The organism is Mesorhizobium sp. B2-5-11, assembly GCF_006440835.1.
In the GTDB taxonomy this organism is placed as follows: domain Bacteria; phylum Pseudomonadota; class Alphaproteobacteria; order Rhizobiales; family Rhizobiaceae; genus Mesorhizobium.
Window position 1 is genome coordinate 362895 of record NZ_VFUK01000002.1, and the last position, 19959, is coordinate 382853.

Here is a 19959-nt window from a genome sequence, read left to right on the forward strand (position 1 = left end):
TCGCCTCAGTTCGGCGCGGCCAGCGCCTTCTCGATCTGCGGCAACAGCAGCGTCCGAGCCGTCTCGGCCGTCAGCGGGCCGACATGCTTGTAGGCTATTTTGCCGTCCTTGCCGATGACGAAGGTTTCCGGCACGCCATAGACGCCCCAGTCGATCGCCGTGCGGCCGGCCTCGTCGACGCCGATCGCCTGGAACGGATTGCCGAGATCGCCGAGGAATCGGCGGGCGTTTTCCGGCCGGTCCTTGTAGTTCAGCGCCGCCATGGTGAAGCGCCTGTCCTGCGCCAGCCCCAAAAGCACCGGGTGCTCTTCGCGGCAAGGCGCGCACCATGAGGCGAAGACGTTGACCAGCGTCACCTTGCCGGCAAACGATTTCGAATCGAGTCCCGGCAGGTTCGTGCCGTCCAGCGGGGGCAGGTTGGTCGGCGGCGCCGGCAGGCCGATCAGCGCCGACGGCACCTCCGAAGTGTCGCGCCCCGACAGGAGCTGCGCCAGGAACAGCCCCGCCAGCCCGAGGAAGACCAGCAGCGGCAACAGCACGAACAGGCGGCGCCGGGCCGGCGCCGGCGTTGGCATATCCGTGCTCATGACACGCGCTCCCCGCCCTTGTCGGAGCGTCGGCGCACGCCCGCCGCCTCGAGTTCGGCCAGTTCGCGCTTGCGGGCCCGTTGATCGAGCAGGATCCAGCCGATCAGCCCGGCCAGCGCAATCGCCGTGACGGCATAGGCGGCGGTGACGTAGAGCGCATGCGGGCTCATGCCGGCTGCCTCGTCGGCATGCCGCCCGCCAATTCGATCCTTCCGCCGTGCTCGATCATGCCTTCCCTTAGCCCCGCGCCGGTGACCGCGCAATTGGCCGCCGCGCCGCAGCCCTTGCCGGTCATGGCCGCCTCAATCCGTGCCATGGCGCAGCGCCAGCGCCGCCGCCAGCGGTCCGAGCACGGCAAGAAACAACGTCAGCGCGGCAAGAATGAGGAAAGGTTGCAGGAACGGATCGGGATTGGCCGTCGCGCCATAACTCGCCGAAACCCCGAAGATCAGCACCGGGATGGTCAGCGGCAGCACCAGCACCGAAATCAGGAGCCCGCCGCGCGGCAGCGCCACCGCCACCGCCGCGCCGACGGCGCCGATGAAGGTGATCGCCGGCGTGCCGACCAGCAGCGTAAGCGCCGTGGCGCCGATGGCGATCGGCTCCATGTTCATGAACAGGCCGAGCAGCGGCGCGGCGACCACCAGCGGCAGCACGCTGCCCGCCCAATGCGCCAGGCATTTGGTGAGCACCGTCAGCGCCAGCATGTGGCGGTCGTTGCCAAGCACCAGGAGATCGAGCGAGCCGTCCTCGCGGTCGGCCTGGAACAACCGGTCGAGGCCGAGCAGGCAAGAGAGCAGTGCTCCGATCCACAGGATCGCCGGGCCGATGCGGGCAAGCAGTCTCAGGTCCGGCCCGACGCCGAAGGGAATGGTGGCGATCACGGCGAGGAAGAAGATCACGCCCGTCAGCGCCCCGCCGCCGGCCCGAATCGAAAGGCGGATATCGCGGAGGAGGAGGGCTAGCATGATATGAGATACTCGCGCTTGAGCGCCCCCCTCTGTCCTGCCGGACATCTCCCCCTCGAGGGGGGAGATTGGCAGCTTCGGTGGCGCGCCAATCTTTCAACCGTTGTAATTGGCGAAAGCCAAGCTGGCAGCCGATCTCCCCCCTCGAGGGGGAGATGTCCGGCAGGACAGAGGGGGGCGCCGTAGAGTGCCGTCATCAAAAGGCCTGCCCCATCCTCAACGCCTGCGCCCCCTCGATCCCGAGCGGCAGATGCGTTGCCGCGACGACAATCCCACCATCCGCACAATGCCCCCTCATCAATCCCGCGAATCGCGCCTCCGAATCCCTGTCCAGCCCGGCGGTCGGCTCGTCGAGCAGCCAGATCGGCCGGTGGCTGACCAGCAGTTTCGCGATCGCCGCGCGTCGTCTTTGCCCGGTCGAGAGATAGCCGAACGGCAGATGGCCGATGCCGCCCAGTCCGACCGTCTCCAGCGCCTCCTCGACGCCGAAGGATCCACCGCCGTTGAAGTCGCGCCAGAAGCGCAGGTTTTCCGTCACGCTGAGCGCCGTTTTCATTGCGTTCTGATGGCCGAGATAGTGGCAGGCCGAAGCGATCGACGGAAATTCATCGCCGCCGCCCTCGATCAGCAAATTGCCTTCAGCCTTCGGCAGCAGTCCGGCGACGATCCTGAGCAAGGTCGATTTGCCTGATCCGTTCGGCCCGGTGACGACAAGCGCCTGGCCTTGATCGAGCTCAAAGCCAATGCCCGAAAACACCGTCTCGCCGCCGCGTTCGCCGCCCAGATTTTCGGCGATAAGCCGCATCCCTCGCCCGCCCTGAAACAATCCGCCTCGGCCCCTGCCGCATCGCACAAATTTGCTTTTTAACTGTCTAGAACTATTCCAGAAAATTCTCTATATGCGGTGCATCCGTGCCAGCGGTCGGCGCGGGAACAGAACTAGCGCCGAACCAGCGCACGCGCCGCCTTGAACGGCTCGGGTTGCTTGGGAGCGGACAGCGGAAATGGCCGTACCCGCACCTTTGCGCGTGATTGCATGCCATCGGCGTCCGTTCCCTTTCAGGCTGAACAGACAAGGACGGATCGCACGTGTCAAAATCCCTCGACAGTTTCAATTGCCGCCGCACGCTGAAAGCGGGCGACGCCGAATATACCTATTTCGACCTCGTCGAGGCCGAGAAGAACGGGCTCACCGGCATCGCCCAATTGCCTTATTCGATGAAGGTTCTGCTGGAGAACCTTCTGCGCAACGAGGACGGCCGCTCCGTCACCAAGGACTCGATCAAGGCCGTCGCCGGCTGGCTGACCGACAAGGGGACGGCCGGCGTCGAGATTGCCTATCGCCCTGCCCGCGTCCTGATGCAGGATTTCACCGGCGTTCCGGCGGTGGTCGACCTGGCGGCGATGCGCGACGCCATGGCCTCGCTCGGCGGCGACCCGCAAAAGATCAACCCGCTGGTGCCGGTCGACCTCGTCATCGACCATTCCGTCATTGTCGACGAGTTCGGCTCGCCGATGGCCTTCGCGCGCAATGTCGAGCTCGAATATGAGCGCAACGAGGAACGCTACAAGTTCCTGAAATGGGGCCAGCAGGCGTTCCGCAATTTCCGCGTCGTGCCACCCGGTACCGGCATCTGCCATCAGGTCAACCTCGAATATCTCGGCCAGGTGGTGTGGACCAACACCGAGGACGGCGAAACGACCGCTTATCCCGACACCTGCGTCGGTACCGATTCGCACACCACAATGATCAACGGCCTCGGCGTGCTCGGCTGGGGCGTCGGCGGCATCGAAGCCGAGGCGGCCATGCTCGGCCAGCCCGTCTCCATGCTTTTGCCCGAGGTCATCGGCTTCCGTCTCACCGGCAAGCTGAAGGAGGGCGTCACCGCCACCGACCTCGTGCTCACCGTCACCCAGATGCTGCGCAAGAAGGGCGTCGTCGGCAAGTTCGTCGAATTCTTCGGCCCCGGTCTCTCCAATATGACGCTGGCCGACCGCGCCACCATAGGCAATATGGCGCCTGAATATGGCGCCACCTGCGGCTTCTTCCCGGTCGATAGCGAGACCATCCGCTACCTCACAATGTCGGGCCGCGAGGAAAGCCGCATCGCGCTGGTCGAAGCCTACTCCAAGGCGCAAGGCATGTGGCGTGACGCAGGCTCCGCCGACCCGGTCTTCACCGACTTGCTGGAGCTCGATCTCGGCGACGTCGTGCCGTCGATGGCCGGCCCGAAGCGCCCAGAGGGCCGCGTCGCGCTGGAAGGCATCCCGGCCGGCTTCGTCAAGGCTATGGACACCGAATACAAGAAGGCGGCTGAAATCTCGAAGCGCTACGCCGTCGAAGGCACCGGCCATGATCTCGGCCATGGCGATGTCGTCATCGCCGCCATCACCTCCTGCACCAACACCTCGAACCCGAGCGTGCTGATCGGCGCCGGCCTGCTCGCCCGCAACGCCAATCGCCTCGGCCTCAAGCAGAAGCCCTGGGTGAAGACCTCGCTGGCGCCAGGCAGCCAGGTGGTCGCCGAATACCTCGAGAAATCCGGCCTGCAGAAGGAGCTCGACCAGATCGGCTTCAACCTGGTCGGCTTCGGCTGCACCACCTGCATCGGCAATTCCGGCCCGCTGCCGGCGCCGATCTCCAAGACCATCAACGATAAGGGTCTGATTGCCGCCGCGGTGCTTTCCGGCAACCGCAACTTCGAGGGCCGTGTCTCGCCCGACGTGCAGGCCAACTATCTCGCCTCGCCGCCGCTGGTCGTGGCGCACGCGCTGGCCGGCACGGTGACGAAGGACCTGACCACCGAGCCGCTCGGCGAGGACAGGAACGGCAAGCCGGTCTACCTCAAGGATATCTGGCCGAGCTCGGCGGAAATCCAGGAATTCATCGAGAAGAACGTGACGCGCGAGCTGTTCGCCCGCAAATATGCCGATGTATTCAAGGGCGATGAGAACTGGCAGAACGTCAAGGCGCCGGAAGGCCAGACCTATGCCTGGGACGACAATTCCACCTATGTGCAGAATCCGCCCTATTTCGCCGGCATGACCACGGGGTTCGGCAAGATCGGCGACATCAAGGGCGCCCGCGTGCTGGGCCTGTTCGGCGACAAGATCACCACCGACCACATCTCGCCAGCGGGCTCGATCAAGGCCGCCTCGCCGGCCGGCAAATACCTCACCGAGCATGGCGTCGGCGTTGCCGACTTCAACCAGTACGGCACGCGCCGCGGCAACCATGAGGTGATGATGCGCGGCACCTTCGCCAACATCCGCATCCGCAACCACATGCTGGGCGAGAACGGCAGGGAAGGCGGCTACACCATCCACTATCCCTCGAAGGAAGAGGAATCGATCTACGACGCGGCGATGCAATACAAGAAGGAAGGCGTGCCGCTGGTCATCTTCGCCGGCGTCGAATACGGCAACGGGTCGTCGCGCGACTGGGCGGCCAAGGGAACGAATCTCCTTGGTGTCCGCGCGGTCATCGCCCAATCCTTCGAGCGCATCCACCGCTCCAACCTGGTCGGCATGGGAGTGATCCCCTTCGTCTTCGAGGAAGGCACCTCATGGGCTTCGCTCAACCTGAAAGGGGATGAGCTGGTCGAGATCGACGGCCTGGACGCCCTCAAGCCGCGCCAGAAGATGGAAGCCAGGATCACCTATAGCGACGGCACGGTGAAGAAGGTGCCGATCATCTGCCGCATCGATACGCTTGACGAACTCGACTACTTCAAGAACGGCGGCATTTTGCAGTACGTGTTGCGCGATCTTGCCGCGTAGCGGCAAGGGAGTAGGGCTTGGGCAGTAGGGAATAGAACCTACTGCCTACTGCCTCGCTGTGGCGCGCCGTAGCGCGCCGCGGCGGCCAGCAGCACGCCCAGCATCAGCCCGTTGAGCAGGTGCCAGAGGAAGTGCGTGCCGAGCGGGAAGCTGGTGCAGACCAGCGGATCGACCATGCGGCAGATGACCGACAGCACGAAGATCGCCGATCCGGCCAGATTATACCAGCCGGCGCGATTGCCGCTGGCCGTCACCCAGACACCGAAGAAGGCGAGCGCCAGGAACGGCGGCAGGTAGCCTGTGGTGCCGTTCGACGCCTGGCGCAGCCAATCCGGCACGGCCAGAGTTATCGCTCCGACAACGGCATAGAAAACGACGAAGATCGCGATCGCCTTGCCCCATTCCAGGCGCAGGAAGCGGCGCAGGTTGAACAGCGTGTAGGCCAGCGTGAAGCCGGCGATCGGCACCACGTCGGCCCAGACCGTTCCCTTGGTGGCGAAGATGTGAAAGATCGTCGAGCCGACGCCGATCGCCACCACCCACCAGGCCAGGACCTCGGCGAAAATGCCGGTCCTGCATCGCCGCACTTCGCGGACGCCCCATAGTCCCGCGGCAATGAAAGCCAGGTTGGTCAAAGCATTCACCGGCTCGGCCCAAAGTTCAGGACCGGTTCGCTCGCAATAGAGATCGACTGGAGCCAGGAAACTTTGCCACATGATGATGATCCCGCCCCCGAATCGAACCGCCGGTTGAAATGCAGTGGGCTTCTCCTATTGCCGCCCTACCCAGGCTTGCAATGGCAAAATTTCACCGCAACGTGACTTCCCGTTGACTTCCGGTTCTGCCACATATTTCAGCCAATCAAAACAAAGCCGGCATCACCGGCGGGAATTGGAATGGTCATGGCCTCGCGTAGATCATTGTGGCTGGCAGCGTTCGCGCTGGCCTTCTCGGCGTTTGCCGGTGCCGGGCACGCCGGCGAGTCCGGCGGGCTCCCGGCCGACAAGCCCCAGGGCGACAGGCCCGTGGGCGTGGTCGAGCTGTTCACCAGCCAAGGCTGCAGTTCCTGCCCGCCTGCCGACGCCTTCTTCTCCGAACTTGCCGCCAGGCAGGATCTTGTCGCGCTCTCCTATCACGTCGGCTACTGGGATTATCTCGGCTGGCGGGACACGCTGAGCAGCAAGGAAAACACCGAGCGGCAATATGAGTATATGCGGGCCTTCGGCAACCGCTCAGTCTATACGCCGCAGGCGGTCATCAACGGCCGGGTCCATGTCAACGGCGCCAATCGCGGCGAGGTCGATGGCCAACTCGCCCGCATGGCAAGGATCGGCGAAGACATGCGGGTCGCCATCAAGGTCAGCCGGACCAGCGACCGCGTCATGATCGATACCGGCGATGGCGGGACCGGTCCCAGCGATGCCCATGTCGTCATCGTCTATTTCGAGCCGCCGCAGACGGTCACGATCGGCCAGGGCGAGAACACGGGCCGCAAGATGACCTATTGGAACGCGGTGACCGGCATCCAGACAGCGGGCATCTGGCACGGCAAGGCGCAGCGCTACGAATTGCCGATGAGTGAGATTTCCAAGAAGGGCGGCTGCGCCGTGCTTTTGCAGTCCGTCGGCAAGGACGGCCTGCCAGGGCCCATCCTGGGCGCCGCCTTCATTCACCGCCCCGGTTCCGATGCGCCGTTCGATCGAAGGCTCTGAAGCGCGCCGCCGAAAACGGAAATGATGCGACGCGCTGTCGGTCTCCATTCATGCCTGTCGACCAAACGGAATCGCGTTTGAGTGACCTGCCTCAATGGCCGGTCAGGCGATCAGCGAAAGCGGCGAGGCGCGACGTCCGCCCCAGGCCATTTGCCTCCCGCCGGTCGGCGATGCGGTAGAGCTGGTACATGGCGTGGACGCCGAGCCAGCGCAGCGGCTCCGGCTCCCATTTCTTCACCGTGCGGTTGACCCAAGGCAACCGGGTCAGCTCCGTGTCGTGTCCGAGCACCAGGTCGCGCAAGGTGCGGCCGGACAGGTTCGAACTGGAAACGCCGAGCCCGACATAGCCGCCGGCCCAGCCGATGCCGCTTTCGCGATCGAAGCCGCACGTCGTGCACCAGTCGCGCGGCACGCCGAGCGTGCCGCACCAGGCATGGTCGAGCCGCACGCCTTTGGTCTGCGGCAGCAGCCTGGTCAGGATCTCGTGCAGCTGGTCGATGGTCGCCTGTTGTGTCTTGCCGCGCGTGTCGGTGCGCGATCCGAAGCGGTAGGGCACGCCCCGGCCGCCCATGGCGATCCGGCCTTCCCGCGTGCGCTGCGCATAGCAGTAGGTATGCGCGGCATCGCCCAGCACCTCGTAGCCGCTCCAGCCGATTTCGTCCCAGAGCTTCTGCGGCAGCTTCTCGGTCACCACGATGGCGCTGTTCAGCGGCAGCCAGAGACGCTCGTAGCCGGCAATGCCGGCGGTGAAGCCCTCGGTGGCGCGCACGATCTTTTCGGCGCGCACGACGCCGCGGTCGGTGGTGACCTTGCCCTTCTCGAGCGCCAGCACCTGCGTCTGCTCGTAGATCGGAACACCGAGCCGAACGACCGCCGCCGCCAGACCCTGCACCAGCTTGGCCGGCTGCACGCGCGCGACGTCGCGCACGACGAAGGCGCCCAGTACATTGTCGATGGCGATGCGCTCGCGCGCTTCCTGCGCACCGAGGAAGGCCAACCGCTCCGGCGGCATTTCCCAGTGCCGGGCCTCTTCGTACTCGGCTTTGGCGCGCTCAAGCTGCGCGGCGTTTGTGGCGACGGTGATGTTGTCGACGCGGCGGATATCGGCGTCGATCCCTTCGGCAGCGGCAATCGCGATCACCTCGTCGACCGTGCCGGACATGGCGCGCTGCATGTCGATCACCGCCCCGCGCGAGGAGGTTTTTGCATATTTCTCGCGCGACCAGCTGAAGCCGCCGGACAGCCATCCGCCATTGCGGCCCGAGGCGCCGAAGCCGGCGAACTCCTTTTCGACGATGGCGATGCGCAGCGCGGGCTCCGCCTTCTTCAGATAGTAGGCCGTCCACAGTCCGGTATAGCCGGCGCCGACGATGCAGACATCGGCCTCGATGTCGCCGGGCAAGGGTGGGCGGCTGGCCGGCGGGCCACCTATGTCGGCATACCAGAACGACACGTCGCCATTGCGCTGGGCTTGCATCTTGTGATCCGTTCTCCGTGCGATTCCAGGAAAAGTGTGGAGCGGTTTCCCGTCCGGAACTGCGTTAAAAACCAAGAGAGGAGGCGGCCTCGTCGTTTTCCATGGAAAGGCGAGGCCGCTCTGTTTCAGGTAAGGGTCAGGTCGGCCTTGTCGTCATCGGCGAGCAGCTTCACGTCGCCGCCGGCGAAGAGCACGTCGACCTCGTCTCCAATGGCAAAAGTGTCCGCCTCGAGCGTCGAGCGCACGATGGCTTTCGAGCCGTCGGCGAGCTCCACCTCGTATTTGGAGCCGGAGCCGAGATAGATGGCCTCGCCGATACGCCCGGCGAGCCGGTTGCGGCCATCCCCGCCGCCGCGACGCGCAAGCGCCAGCTTTTCGGGACGCAGCAGCATCACCGGCTTGCCGCCATTGGCGAGACGCTTGGCGGTCGCCACTCTCTGGCCTGATATCTCGATCGCCGTCTCGTTGCCGGAAGTGGCGGCGGGGCCGCGCAGCACGGTAGAATCGCCAATGAACTTGCCGACGAAAAGCGTCGCCGGCTCGTCGTAGAGTTCGCGGCCGGTGCCGATCTGCTCGATGCCGCCGCGGTTGAACACGGCGATGCGGTCGGAGAGCACCAACGCCTCCTCCTGGTCGTGCGTCACATAGACGAAGGTGGTGCCGAGTTCGCGGTGGATGCGCTTGATCTCGAGCTGCAGCCATTCGCGCAGTTTCTTGTCCAGCGCGCCGAGCGGCTCGTCCATCAGCAGCAGCGGCGGATCGAAGACGATGGCGCGGGCCAGCGCCACGCGCTGCTGCTGGCCGCCCGAAAGCTCGCTCGGAAAGCGGTGGCCGAAATCGGCCATCTTGACCATGTCGAGCGCGTGGCGGACGCGGCGTTCGCGTTCTGCCCCGGTGACGCCGCGCAGCTTCAGCGGATAAGCGACATTGCGGCCGACCGTCATGTGCGGGAACAGTGCATAATGCTGGAAGACCACGCCGATGTTGCGCTTGTGCGCCGGCACGCCGACCACGCTCTTTTCCCCGACCAGCAGCTTGCCGCTGGTCAGGTCGGTAAAGCCGGCGATCACGTTCAGCGTCGTCGTCTTGCCTGAGCCGCTCGGGCCGAGCAGCGTCATGAATTCACCCGGCTCGATTCGCAGCGACACGCCGTCGAGCGCCTTGAAGGAACCATAGGCCTTGCTTACCGACTCCAGGTCGATCGCCGCACCATGATTTTCCGCCTTCCGATTCATAAGTCTCCCTTCCGCTCACGGCCAAGAAGCAGCATGCCGCCGCCGATCAGCAGTGTCGTTGCGCACAAGAGGATCGTGCCGACGGCCGCGACCGTCGGGTCGGCGTCGCGCGTGATGGAAGCGAAGATCTGCACCGGCAACGTCTTGAGATAGGGATTGGTGATGAACAGCGACACGACGATCTCGTCGAAGGAGGTGGCGAAGGCGAACAGCAGGCCTGACAGTACCCCGGGGGCAATCAGCGGCAGCGTCACCGTGCGGAACGTGGTGAGCGAACCTGCGCCCAGGCTCGCCGCGGCTGTCTCCAGCCGCTTGTCGAACACTTCGAGATTGGCCGAAACGGCGATCAACACGAAAGGCAGCGCAAGGATGGTGTGGGCCAGAACGAAGCCGAGCAGTGTGCCGACAAGCCGCGTGTCGAGATAGACGGCGTAGATGCCGATGGCCAGGACCACGCCCGGCACCACCATCGGCGTCAGCATCAGCATGCGCAGGAGGTTTGCCGGCCGCGCCTGCATGCGGTCGAGGCCGAAGGCGGCAAGGGTGCCGAGCACCGTTGCCAGAACCGCAACGATCGATGCGACCTTCAGTGAGTTGAGGAAGCTGGTCGACCAATCCGGATTGGTGACGAAATTTTCGTACCATTGCCAGGAGAAGCCCTGGGGTGGAAATGCCAGCGATTTGTTCTCGTTGAATGACATCGGCACCACGACGAGCGTCGGTGCCACCAACCATATGGCTACCAGCAGGCAGACAAGGCCCAGCACGACGCGGGTAAGCGGCTTCATCTCCATCAGGGCCGCCCCGCTTGCCGATGGCTGGACCGCATCACGGGCGCGGCAAGCGCCAGCAGCACGAAGGTCGTGACCAGCAGAACCACGCCCATGGCGCCGCCCCTGCCCCATTGCAGGAGGCTGAGCACCTGTGTCTGAACCAGCGTGGACAGCATCGTCGAGCGCGGTCCGCCGAGCAGGGCCGGCGTGATGTAGAAGCCGAGCGCCAGGATGAAGACGATGATCGCGCCGGCATAGACGCCAGGCAGCGACAGCGGCAGATACACCGTGAGGAACGCGCGCGAGGGTCTTGCCCCGAGGCTCCGCGCGGCTTGCACCAGCCTGAGGTCGATGCCTTTCATGACCGAATAGAGCGGCAGGATCATGAAAGGCAAAAGCACCTGCGCCATGCCAATGACCACGCCCGTCTGGGTGCGGATCAGCCTGATGCCGCCGAACCCGAGCGCCCGCAGGATCGAGTTGATGACCCCCGAATCCTGCAGCAGTATCACCCAGGACAAAGTGCGTACCACGCCGCTCACCCAAAACGGGATCAGCACACATAGCAGCAGCACCAAGCGCACGCGTGGTCGGACCGCGGTCATCAGATAGGCATAGGGATAGGCGCAAACCACGCAGACCAGCGTGACCCATGCTGAAATGAGGAAGGTCCGCCGGAGCACGGCTAGGTTGATGGGCGCGCCGAAGAACCAGATATAGTTCTGTAGGCCCCACTGCGGCTCCGACAGGCTGCGCACGACGATGGTGAGCAGCGGATAGCCAATCACCGCGAAGAGCAGGACCAGCGCCGGCAGCGCGAGCGCGAACGGCCGCCATGCCCGGCGCCTTTCGGCGGCCGGAATGGTTGGTTGGGACGCGCTCACGGCTTTTGGTCTCCCACAGCCGGTCAGTTGCCGGACATCAGCGCGGACCACTTCTCCTGCGCCACCGCGAAATTCGGGACCCAGAACTTGAAGTTCTGCTTATAGCCCTGCTTCTGGCGTTCGGGGGTGTTGGTCAGGAAAGCGGAGACGGAAGCGTCGACCTTGGGCTGCGCTTCACTGTTGATCGGCGTGTAAGACGTTTGCTCCGTCAACACCTCCTGCGCGTGCTTGCCAAGATAGGCGTTGAGCAGCGCGTAGGATGCCTCCGTGTCCTTGGCGCCGACGGGGATCGTCATCTGATCCATCACCACCAGCCAGTCCTGCCAGGCCGGTGCGTATTTGGCGCCGTTCTTGACGGCGGTCATGGCGCGGCCTGTCCACATCATCAGCATGTCGGCCTCGCCGGATTCGGCGAGTTGCTGCGATTCTGCACCCGTCTTCCAGAAGATGGTATCCGGGCCGAGCTTGCGAACCACATCGATGGCCTTGTCGATATCGGCCACCGTCATCGCCTTGGGGTCCCCGCCGGCAACCTTGAACGCCTGTTCCAGCAAGCCACCGGTCGGGCTGCCGGAGCCGTCGATTCCGCGCACGCCGGGGAATTTCTGCGTGTCGAAGAAGTCGGCCCAGCTCTTGGGCGGATTGTCCTTGTACTTTTCGGTGTTGTACATCAGCACGACGCCGTAGTTCATCGCCGGCACCGAGCACTCGCCGACCTGGCCCTCGGGAATTTTCGAGACGTCGAGTTTGGTGAAGTCCAGCTTCTGGAACAGTTTGCCGCAATAGACATAAGGCGGCAGATCGTCGGTATCGACAACGTCCCATGTCACATTGCCGGACTCGACCTGCGCCTGCAGCTTGGCGATCTCGGTCGGGCCGTCATTGAGCAGCTTGACGCCCGACTTGTCCACGAACTCCTTGAGCGCCGCCGCCTGGCCGTCCTGGTAGATGCCGCCATAGGACACGAAGGTTAGCGTCTTGCCCTTCAGCGAGCCTTCGGCCACCTCTCCGGCAACCGGCTTCGATTGCGCGAGCGCGGCCGTCGCCGCCAGAAGCACGCCCAGGCACGCCGCATGTGCAAATTTCACTCTCATGTTCAACTCTCCCATTCCAGAGCTCGCATTTGTTCTCATTCACCCGGATGCGAGCGGTTTCCGGGCCTGTACTGATCGAGTTCCAGCGCGCCGGCGGTCGGCGGCGCGATGATCCAGAGCACCTCCGCCGGCGTGTCGCCGACATTGACCGTGCGGTGCGGCACCGAAGTCGCGTATTCAACACTGTCGCCTTCGCGCATCAGATGGCGCTCGTCGGCAAGCGTCAGTTCGACGGTTCCCTTGAGCACCATGAACATCTCATGCTCGCCGCCATGCACATAGGCGTCGTCGCCGGTCGAGCCGCCGACCTCGAAATGCCCCGCATAAACCTCGAACTGATGGATCGGCCGCCGCGACAAAAGCATCTTGCGGCCTCGCACGCCGACGGGAACGACAGGCCGTTCCTCGCGCCTCAGCACCTTGTGCAACGGACGGCTGCTGCCCTCGAACAGGTCGTTGATGCCGAGATCGAGAGCGGCGGCGATCCTGAGCAGCGTGCCTGTGTTGGCGCCGCACAGATTGCGCTCGAGCTGGCTGATGAAGCTCGCCGTCGTGCCGGTCATATCGGCCAACCGGCGCAGCGAGACGCGCCTTGCCATGCGCAGCGCCTTGATGCGGGGACCGACGCCGCCGGCCTCAGGGGTGGCCGCGACCGTGCCATTCACCTCTTTCGCCGTGGAGTCCGATACGCGTGGCATTGCCGCTCCCGTTTCACTTAACACCTTATTAAGTGGCGATGGCGTTGGCAAGCGCGGACGGCATGCCAAGATTTCGGCCGCATCGATCCTGCCGGTCGCACCGGATCGGGCTGAAACCGTCCATATGGCGGGAAATCCACCTTAGCGGCGATCCAGGCATGAAAAAACCGACGTCAGCTTGCTTCTGACGTCGGTCATTTAGGTTTTGGGATCGTCGCACCCGGTCTTTCCGAGGAAAAACCGAGGTTGGTTCGATCCGACGCAGACCCGTGGGCGGGGGGCTTGGGGTTTACGAGCCGGTGCCGGACCGAACCGTCTCAGGCAACGCCGGTAAATTCGTCGGACATTGGGGCATGAGCGCGGATAAAAAATGGCGAGAATGTGGCGGAGCATCACCAATTCCAACATGTCGTTTGCAAACGTGACTGGACGCGACGGAAATGGCGCGGGTCCGCACCGCTTCGCCGGCACTTGCAATTCGATAGCGAAAGCGTCAACTTTGGTTGGCAAAGATTCATTTTTGAAGGATCGAGGCATGACCGATCACGGCGGCGGGACGGAGGATGGCGACGCATCCGCAATACTGATCCCGCTCCACGAGGCACGCCGTGCGCGCCTCGACCAGCCGGTGCGCTTCGAGCGGCGCGAACTGGACCAGATCCTGAAACTCTACGGGCGCATGGTCGCCGCCAATGAATGGCGCGACTACGCTATCGATCATCTCACCGACAGGGCCGTGTTTTCGGTGTTCCGCCGGGCCAGCGAGGTGCCGCTGTTCCAGATCGTCAAGGACCCGAAGCTGGCACGCAAACAAGGCGCCTTCGCCGTCATCGCCGCGGGCGGCCGCATCCTCAAGCGCGGGCAGGAGCTTGGCCGTGTGCTCGGCGTCTTCGACAGCAAGCTGAAGCTGGTCGAGGCCTGAACCGCGGCGCAATTGCTCGGTTGACCTCAGTCTTGGCGCTCATCTAAGCCCTTATTTTTCTTGGTGGAATTTCCGTTCCGGCAATGATTCCGGATCTGGCGGGGCGGATGCCCCGCCGTTCAGCGCCAGTTGCATGAACACCGTGTCCAGCCAGCGGCCGTGCTTGTAGCCGGAGCCTTCGAGGCGGCCGGAATGACGAAAGCCGAGCTTTTCGTGCAGCTTGACGGAAGCGCTGTCGGGATGGCCATCGCCGATCACCGCGACGATCTGGCGAAAGCCCGCAGCCTCGGCGGCCGCGATCAGGCTTTGCATCAGTTTGAGGCCGACACCCTGGCCCTTGGCATCAGGCGCGACATAGACGGAGTCCTCGACGACAAAGCGATAGGCCGGGCGCGGCCGGAAGGGACCGGCATAGGCATAGCCGAGCACGGCGCCATCCTTTTCCGCCACAAGGTAAGGGAAGCCGCCGGCCTGGAGCGTGTCGAATCGCGTGCCCATTTCGGCGCGACCTGGCGGCTCCAGCTCGTAGCTCGCCGTGCCGCGGGTCACAGCGTCGGCATAGATTTGCGTAATGGTGTCGAGGTCGGCCGCGCGCGCGGCCCGTATAACGATAGTGCTCATTCTTTATGCAGGCCTCTTTGTCTGCCTGCAATAACAGCAAAGGTCGGCGCAAAAGAAAAGGGCGGCCGTTGGGCCGCCCCTCCAAACCCGATGGTCCAGTCAGACCATGACGCGGACCAGCCCTTAGCGGCGGTCGCCCATGAACTGGAGCAGGAACATGAACAGGTTGATGAAGTCGAGATAGAGCGTCAGCGCGCCCATGATGGCCTTGCGGCCGGCAACGTCGGAGGCGTCGCCCTCGAAATACATCTCCTTGATCTTCTGCGTGTCGTAGGCGGTGAGGCCGGCGAAGACCAGCACGCCGATCGCCGAGACGGCGAAGGATAGCGCCGACGACTGCAGGAAGATGTTGATCACCATCGCGATGATGATGCCGAACACGCCCATGATCAGGAACGAGCCCATCGCCGTCAGGTCGCGCTTGGTCGTGTAACCGAACAGCGACAGCGCGCCGAAGGCCGCGGCGGTGGCGAAGAAGGTCTGCGAGATGCTGGCGGTGGTGTAGACCAGGAAGATCGACGACAGCGACAGGCCGACCAGGCCCGCATAGACCCAGAACGTCGTCTGCGCCGCCGACACGCTCATCGACTGGACGCGGAACGACAGGAACAGAACGGCGGCCAGCGGGGCCAGCATCACCAGCCAGCGCAGCGGCGAGCCGAAGATCGCGTAGCCGAACGAGGTCAGCATCTCACCGCTCGGCAGCGTCGCGACAGCCGAGGCCGGATCGGTGGTTGTGGCCAGCATGATCGTGCCGACGGCGGCAAGACCAGTGATGAGGAGACCAAGCCCCATCAAATTGTAGACCTTGATCATATAGGCGCGCAGGCCCTGATCGATGTCGACGGCGGCGCCGGGCACGGCGCGCGTCTGATAGTTGCGAATGGGTTCAGCCATTGTGGTCCTCTATTGCTTCTGCCCCGTCCGGTGTCGGGTCCACCCGGACCCAGGCGCCGCTGGCGGGACTCCAGCATGCCTGCGGCGAAATATGATGGTTATTCGCGTCAAGAACAAGACCGTAACCGGGTGTAATGCTTCGTGAGGCACGCATGGCGCGGTTTTCCAGCCCTTTGGCCGCGAAACATTACGTCGATTTAACCAAATGCCGGCCGTCGGCGGGGTGGAACCGATGCGGACTCAGAGGTTTCGCAGCACGGGCGCTGCCTTGTGGCCGAGCACCCGCCAGGTGCCGGCGAGACCGATGCCGACGGTGATGACCAGCGCAAAGAGAATGGTCGCCACCGCCACTTCCGGCATGAAATGCGACGGCAATGTCATGATGCGGGCGACGACGAACCATGCGGCGGCACTGCCGGCGGCGAGCGCGAAGACCGCCGTGGCGAGGCCGATCAGCATGTATTCGAGCGAGAAGGCCGATATCAGCGTCAGCCGCGTCGCACCGAGCGTCTTCAGCACCACCGCGTCATGGATGCGCGCCCGGTTGCCGGCGGCGAGTGCGCCGGCCAGCACAAGCACCGACGCGATCAGTGCCACGCCGGCCGCCGCCCTGATCGCCGCGCCGAGCTGTCCGACCAGACGGTTGACGATGTCGAGCGCGTCCTTGACGCGGACCGTAGTGACTGCCGGGAAGGCGCGGGTGACGGCATTGAGGATGCGGGCGTCATCAGCCGCGGTGGCGCTCTTTTCGGTCAGCGTCGCCACCCAGCCATGCGGCGCGCCGGCAAATGTGTTGGGCGAGAACACCATGACGAAGTTGATGCCCATCGTCTCCCATTCGACCTGGCGGAAATTGGCGATCCTGGCCGTGACATTGCGGCCGAGCACGTTGGCGGTGACGGTATCGCCGAGCTTCAGCCCGATTTCCTTGCCTTCCTTGTCGGAAAACGAGACGAGCGGCTCGCCGGTATAATCGGCCGGCCACCAGTTCCCCTCGGTCAGCGTCGCGTTGTCCGGCTGCTTGGCCTCATAAGTCAGGCCGCGGTCGCCGCGCAGCACCCAGGCGCCCTCCGCCGGCACCTTGACCTTGTCGACGGCGACGCCGTTGAGCGCCATCACCCGGCCGCGCAGCATCGGCACCTTGGCCAGCGTCCCCTGCGGGGCCTCCTTGCTGATCAGACTGGAGAAGCCGTCGACATCGCTGCTCTGGATATCGACGAAGAAGAAGTTCGGCGCCCGCTCAGGCAGGCTGCCGGAGATCTGCCGCCGCAGATTGCCGTCGATCAGCGCCAGCGTCACCAGCAGCGTCAGGCCAAGCCCCAGCGACAGCACCACCGACGGCGTCAGCGCGCCTGGCCGATGGATGTTGCCGACGGCGAGCCTGAGCGCCACGAAGCGCACGCGCGGGCTCTTCCTTGCCGCCCATTGCACCAGCGCACCGACCAGGCGCAGCACCAGGAAGGCGAAGATGGTGGCCCCGACGAAGATCGAAGCGATGCGCTGGTCGCCCGAAAACAGGATGGCGAGCGCTGCAAGAAGCACTGCGATGCCGAGCGCCGAAACGACATAGATAGCGCGTGGAAAACCGCGGCCTTCCAGTCCCATCTCGCGGAACAGCGCGGTCGCCGGCACATCGCGGGCGCGACCGAGCGGCAGCAGCGCGAAGGCCAGCGTCACCAGCAATCCGAACAGCGCCGCCATGCCGAGCGCGCCGGGATAAAAGCCGCCTTGCGCCGGCACCGGAATGACCGACTGAAGCGCGGCGCTCGCGGCGAAGGGCATCAGCGCACCGAGCACCAGACCGGCGGCGATGCCGAGGGCCGCGATCATCAGGATCTGCACGAGGTAAACGGCAAAGACGAAGCCGCCCGATGCGCCCAGGCTCTTGAAGGTGGCGATGACGCCGCGCTTGCCGTCGAGATAGGCGCGCACCGCGTTGGCGACGCCGACGCCGCCGACCACCAGCGCCGTCAGCCCGACCAAAGTCAGGAATTGCGAAAAGCGTTCGATGTTGGAAGAGAGCGCCGGGGCCGCATTGCTGCGCGTGCGGATCGACCAGCCGGACTCCGGGAAATCCTTGGCAGCCTTGTCCTGGATGGCCTTGAGCCGCGCCTCGTCGGCGTCGGGGGCCAGCCGGATCTTGTAGGAATTCTCGACGAGGCTGCCCGGCTGAACCAGCCCTGTCGCGACCAGGCCCTCGGTCGAGATCATCAGGCGCGGCGCGAAACCGAAACCTTCGGACACGGCATCGGGCTCGGTGACCAGCCTGGCGCGCAGTTCGAAGGTGGCGGTTCCGAGCTTCAGCCGATCGCCGAGCTTCACATGCAGCCGCTCGAACAGCAAGTCGGGCGCGGCCGCGCCGAAAACACCGAACTGCTCGCCGAACAGTTCCTGCTTCGTCAGCGCCGGCTCGGTTTCCAGCGCACCGTAAAGCGGATAGGCCTCGTCGACGGCCTTGGCCTCGACCAGCGCCTGATCGGAGCCGTCGGCAAGCCGCGCCATCGAGCGCATGCTGGCGGTTCTCGACACCGTGCCCAGCCCATCGAGGAAGCCGCGTTCGGCTTCGCTTGCGTCGCGCTGGTTAAGCTGGAAGCGCAGATCGCCGCCAAGCAGCGTCTGGCCCTGGTTGGCAACGCCGCCACTGATCGAGCGGGCCACGGAATTCACGCCGCCGATCGCCGCGACGCCGAGCGCGATGCAGGCAAGAAAAATCAGAAAACCGGACAGGCCGCCGCGCATCTCGCGCAAGGAGAAGCGGACGGCGAGCTTCAACGTCCGCGCCGGTGACATCAGGCGATGGCCTTGGTCGGCGCCGGTGCCTCGATCCTGCCGGAGCGCATGGAGACCTGGCGCGAACAGCGCGCCGCGAGCGCCTGATCATGCGTGACCAGCACCAGCGTCATGCCGCGCTCGGCCGCCTTGGCGAACAAAAGGTCGGCGACCTGCTTGCCGGTCGCCTGGTCGAGATTGCCGGTCGGCTCGTCGGCGATGAGGATGCGCGGCGACGGCGCCAGCGCCCGGGCCATCGCGACGCGCTGCTGCTCGCCGCCCGAAAGTTCGCCGGGATAGTGCGTGACGCGGTCGCTCAAACCCACGGCCGCCAGCTCGCGTTCCGCCACCGAGAACGGATCGGCATGGCCGGCCAGCTCCAGCGGCACGGCGACATTTTCGAGCGCCGTCATATTGGGGATGAGATGGAAGGACTGGAACACGATGCCGATGTTTCGCCCCCGAAACGATGCGATCTGATCCTCGCTCTTGCCGTTGAGCAGCTCGCCGGCGATTCGTACCGTGCCCGAATCGACCCTTTCCAGACCGGCGAGAACCATGAGCAGCGTCGACTTGCCCGACCCCGACGGCCCGACGATGCCGGTCGCCTCGCCGCGCGCCACATCGAGGCTGACGCCCTTCAGCACATGGACGGACGAGGCGCCTTCGCCCAATGTCAGCGATACGTCTTTCAGCTCGATGACGGCTTCTGTCAAAATGAAAGCGTCCTATATGGAGATGAGGGCTTCGCCTGCCGGGCCGTCGCCGGAAGAATTCTCTGTCATATGGGACCTGCCGCATGTCTTTCCAACGCAGAATTGCCGCAGGCCTGATCGTTTTCCTCGCCATTTGCGGCGCCATTTCGTCGGCACGCGCCGAGCCTTTCAAGATCGTCGGTTTCGGTGACAGCCTGATGGCCGGCTACGGCCTCGGACCCGACGAGGGTTTTACCGACAGGCTGCAGGCGGCGCTGCGCGCCAGGGGCAGGGATGTAACCGTCGCCAATGCCGGCGTTTCCGGCGACACCTCCAGCGGCGGGCTGGCGCGGCTCGACTGGTCGGTGCCGGACGGCACGCAGCTTGTCATCCTCGAACTCGGCGCCAACGACATGCTGCGCGGCGTTTCGCCCGACATCACCCGCAAGAACCTGGATACGATGCTGGCCAAGTTGAAAGAGCGCAAGGTCGCCGTTCTGCTGGCCGGCATGCGCGCAGCGCCCAATCTCGGCGCCGACTATCAGAACGCCTTCGACGCCATCTTCCCGGAACTGGCTGCAAAATACGGCGTTACCTTGTACCCGTTCTTTCTCGACGGCGTAGCCGGCCAGTCCGCCCTGCAGCTTGAGGATGGCTTGCATCCGAACGCCAAGGGGGTCGCCCAGATGGTCGAGCGCATCCTGCCTGCGGTCGAGAAGGCCATCGCGGCGGTGCCGGGAGGATCGTAAGACGGGATAGGCCCTTTCCGTTGGGGAAATCTTTTTGACGAGACCTGTGACCAACAAACCTCTTGCCCCGCTTGATTATCGATGATTCGCTGGGGGCA

The 19959-nt window shown here is 64.6% G+C and carries 20 protein-coding genes; 4 read left to right on the top strand and 16 right to left on the bottom strand.

Going from position 1 to position 19959, the window contains the following annotated elements; all coding sequences use genetic code 11:
* Window positions 1–5 precede the first annotated feature (5 nt).
* The 5 genes from FJ490_RS08960 to ccmA form a co-directional block, all read right to left on the bottom strand.
* Window positions 6–587: a DsbE family thiol:disulfide interchange protein gene (locus FJ490_RS08960; RefSeq protein WP_140492460.1), complete on the bottom strand. Its 582-nt coding sequence runs from the start codon at window positions 585–587 to the stop codon at window positions 6–8.
* Complete coding sequence (ccmD, locus tag FJ490_RS08965; protein WP_140492264.1) at window positions 584–757, bottom strand: heme exporter protein CcmD; 174 nt, start codon at window positions 755–757, stop codon at window positions 584–586. The genes FJ490_RS08960 and ccmD overlap by 4 nt, the downstream gene beginning before the upstream one ends.
* Complete coding sequence (locus FJ490_RS32640) at window positions 754–903, bottom strand: hypothetical protein (RefSeq protein WP_181165197.1); 150 nt, start codon at window positions 901–903, stop codon at window positions 754–756. The genes ccmD and FJ490_RS32640 overlap by 4 nt, the downstream gene beginning before the upstream one ends.
* Window positions 890–1555 carry a heme exporter protein CcmB gene (gene ccmB / locus FJ490_RS08970; RefSeq protein ID WP_140514012.1) on the bottom strand — a complete coding sequence of 222 codons (666 nt, stop codon included), beginning with the start codon at window positions 1553–1555 and terminating at the stop codon, window positions 890–892. The genes FJ490_RS32640 and ccmB overlap by 14 nt, the downstream gene beginning before the upstream one ends.
* A gap of 196 nt (window positions 1556–1751) precedes the next feature.
* Window positions 1752–2360 carry a heme ABC exporter ATP-binding protein CcmA gene (ccmA, locus tag FJ490_RS08975; protein WP_140728685.1) on the bottom strand — a complete coding sequence of 203 codons (609 nt, stop codon included), beginning with the start codon at window positions 2358–2360 and terminating at the stop codon, window positions 1752–1754.
* 284 nt (window positions 2361–2644) lie between these two features.
* Here ccmA and acnA point away from each other — a divergent pair, with 284 nt between their 5' ends.
* Window positions 2645–5335, top strand: coding sequence for an aconitate hydratase AcnA (gene acnA / locus FJ490_RS08980; RefSeq protein ID WP_140628251.1), 2691 nt, complete (start codon window positions 2645–2647; stop codon window positions 5333–5335).
* Window positions 5336–5373: 38 nt separating this feature from the next.
* Here the strand turns inward: acnA and FJ490_RS08985 are convergent, their stop codons facing one another.
* Window positions 5374–6051 carry a ceramidase domain-containing protein gene (locus FJ490_RS08985; protein WP_140559230.1) on the bottom strand — a complete coding sequence of 226 codons (678 nt, stop codon included), beginning with the start codon at window positions 6049–6051 and terminating at the stop codon, window positions 5374–5376.
* Window positions 6052–6231: 180 nt separating this feature from the next.
* Between FJ490_RS08985 and FJ490_RS08990 the strand changes: the two genes are divergently transcribed.
* Window positions 6232–7047, top strand: coding sequence for a thioredoxin family protein (locus FJ490_RS08990; protein ID WP_140492249.1), 816 nt, complete (start codon window positions 6232–6234; stop codon window positions 7045–7047).
* A gap of 91 nt (window positions 7048–7138) precedes the next feature.
* On the opposite strand, the gene FJ490_RS08995 is transcribed toward FJ490_RS08990, so the two are convergent.
* From FJ490_RS08995 to FJ490_RS09020, 6 genes are all read right to left on the bottom strand, one after another.
* Window positions 7139–8524 (bottom strand): FAD-binding oxidoreductase, encoded by a 1386-nt coding sequence (locus FJ490_RS08995; RefSeq protein WP_140514015.1) that lies wholly within the window; start codon window positions 8522–8524, stop codon window positions 7139–7141.
* Window positions 8525–8649: 125 nt separating this feature from the next.
* The gene (locus FJ490_RS09000) at window positions 8650–9759 is read right to left on the bottom strand and encodes an ABC transporter ATP-binding protein (protein ID WP_140728686.1); all 1110 of its coding nucleotides are present in this window, start codon (window positions 9757–9759) and stop codon (window positions 8650–8652) included.
* A complete protein-coding gene (locus FJ490_RS09005; protein WP_140728687.1) occupies window positions 9756–10553 on the bottom strand; it encodes an ABC transporter permease in 798 nt (265 codons plus the stop codon). Before FJ490_RS09005 ends, FJ490_RS09000 begins: the two co-directional genes overlap by 4 nt.
* Window positions 10553–11416 carry an ABC transporter permease gene (locus FJ490_RS09010; protein ID WP_140728688.1) on the bottom strand — a complete coding sequence of 288 codons (864 nt, stop codon included), beginning with the start codon at window positions 11414–11416 and terminating at the stop codon, window positions 10553–10555. Before FJ490_RS09010 ends, FJ490_RS09005 begins: the two co-directional genes overlap by 1 nt.
* A gap of 23 nt (window positions 11417–11439) precedes the next feature.
* Window positions 11440–12510, bottom strand: coding sequence for an extracellular solute-binding protein (locus FJ490_RS09015; protein ID WP_181165196.1), 1071 nt, complete (start codon window positions 12508–12510; stop codon window positions 11440–11442).
* A 35-nt stretch (window positions 12511–12545) separates the two neighbouring features.
* The gene (locus FJ490_RS09020) at window positions 12546–13208 is read right to left on the bottom strand and encodes an XRE family transcriptional regulator (protein WP_140492232.1); all 663 of its coding nucleotides are present in this window, start codon (window positions 13206–13208) and stop codon (window positions 12546–12548) included.
* A gap of 535 nt (window positions 13209–13743) precedes the next feature.
* On the opposite strand from FJ490_RS09020, the gene FJ490_RS09025 reads away from it, so the two are divergent.
* Entirely contained in the window at window positions 13744–14130 is a 387-nt protein-coding gene (locus FJ490_RS09025) for a DUF2794 domain-containing protein (RefSeq protein ID WP_140514020.1), read from the top strand.
* Window positions 14131–14181: 51 nt separating this feature from the next.
* Here the strand turns inward: FJ490_RS09025 and FJ490_RS09030 are convergent, their stop codons facing one another.
* The 4 genes from FJ490_RS09030 to FJ490_RS09045 all read right to left on the bottom strand — a co-directional run bounded on the left by FJ490_RS09030 (window position 14182) and on the right by FJ490_RS09045 (window position 19133).
* Window positions 14182–14751 carry a GNAT family N-acetyltransferase gene (locus tag FJ490_RS09030; protein ID WP_140728689.1) on the bottom strand — a complete coding sequence of 190 codons (570 nt, stop codon included), beginning with the start codon at window positions 14749–14751 and terminating at the stop codon, window positions 14182–14184.
* 123 nt (window positions 14752–14874) lie between these two features.
* Window positions 14875–15648 carry a Bax inhibitor-1/YccA family protein gene (locus FJ490_RS09035; protein ID WP_140492223.1) on the bottom strand — a complete coding sequence of 258 codons (774 nt, stop codon included), beginning with the start codon at window positions 15646–15648 and terminating at the stop codon, window positions 14875–14877.
* 240 nt (window positions 15649–15888) lie between these two features.
* The gene (locus FJ490_RS09040; protein WP_140728690.1) at window positions 15889–18438 is read right to left on the bottom strand and encodes an ABC transporter permease; all 2550 of its coding nucleotides are present in this window, start codon (window positions 18436–18438) and stop codon (window positions 15889–15891) included.
* Window positions 18438–19133 carry an ABC transporter ATP-binding protein gene (locus FJ490_RS09045; RefSeq protein WP_140655007.1) on the bottom strand — a complete coding sequence of 232 codons (696 nt, stop codon included), beginning with the start codon at window positions 19131–19133 and terminating at the stop codon, window positions 18438–18440. The genes FJ490_RS09040 and FJ490_RS09045 overlap by 1 nt, the downstream gene beginning before the upstream one ends.
* A gap of 83 nt (window positions 19134–19216) precedes the next feature.
* Here FJ490_RS09045 and FJ490_RS09050 point away from each other — a divergent pair, with 83 nt between their 5' ends.
* Window positions 19217–19861 carry an arylesterase gene (locus tag FJ490_RS09050; RefSeq protein ID WP_140728691.1) on the top strand — a complete coding sequence of 215 codons (645 nt, stop codon included), beginning with the start codon at window positions 19217–19219 and terminating at the stop codon, window positions 19859–19861.
* Window positions 19862–19959: the final 98 nt, after the last annotated feature.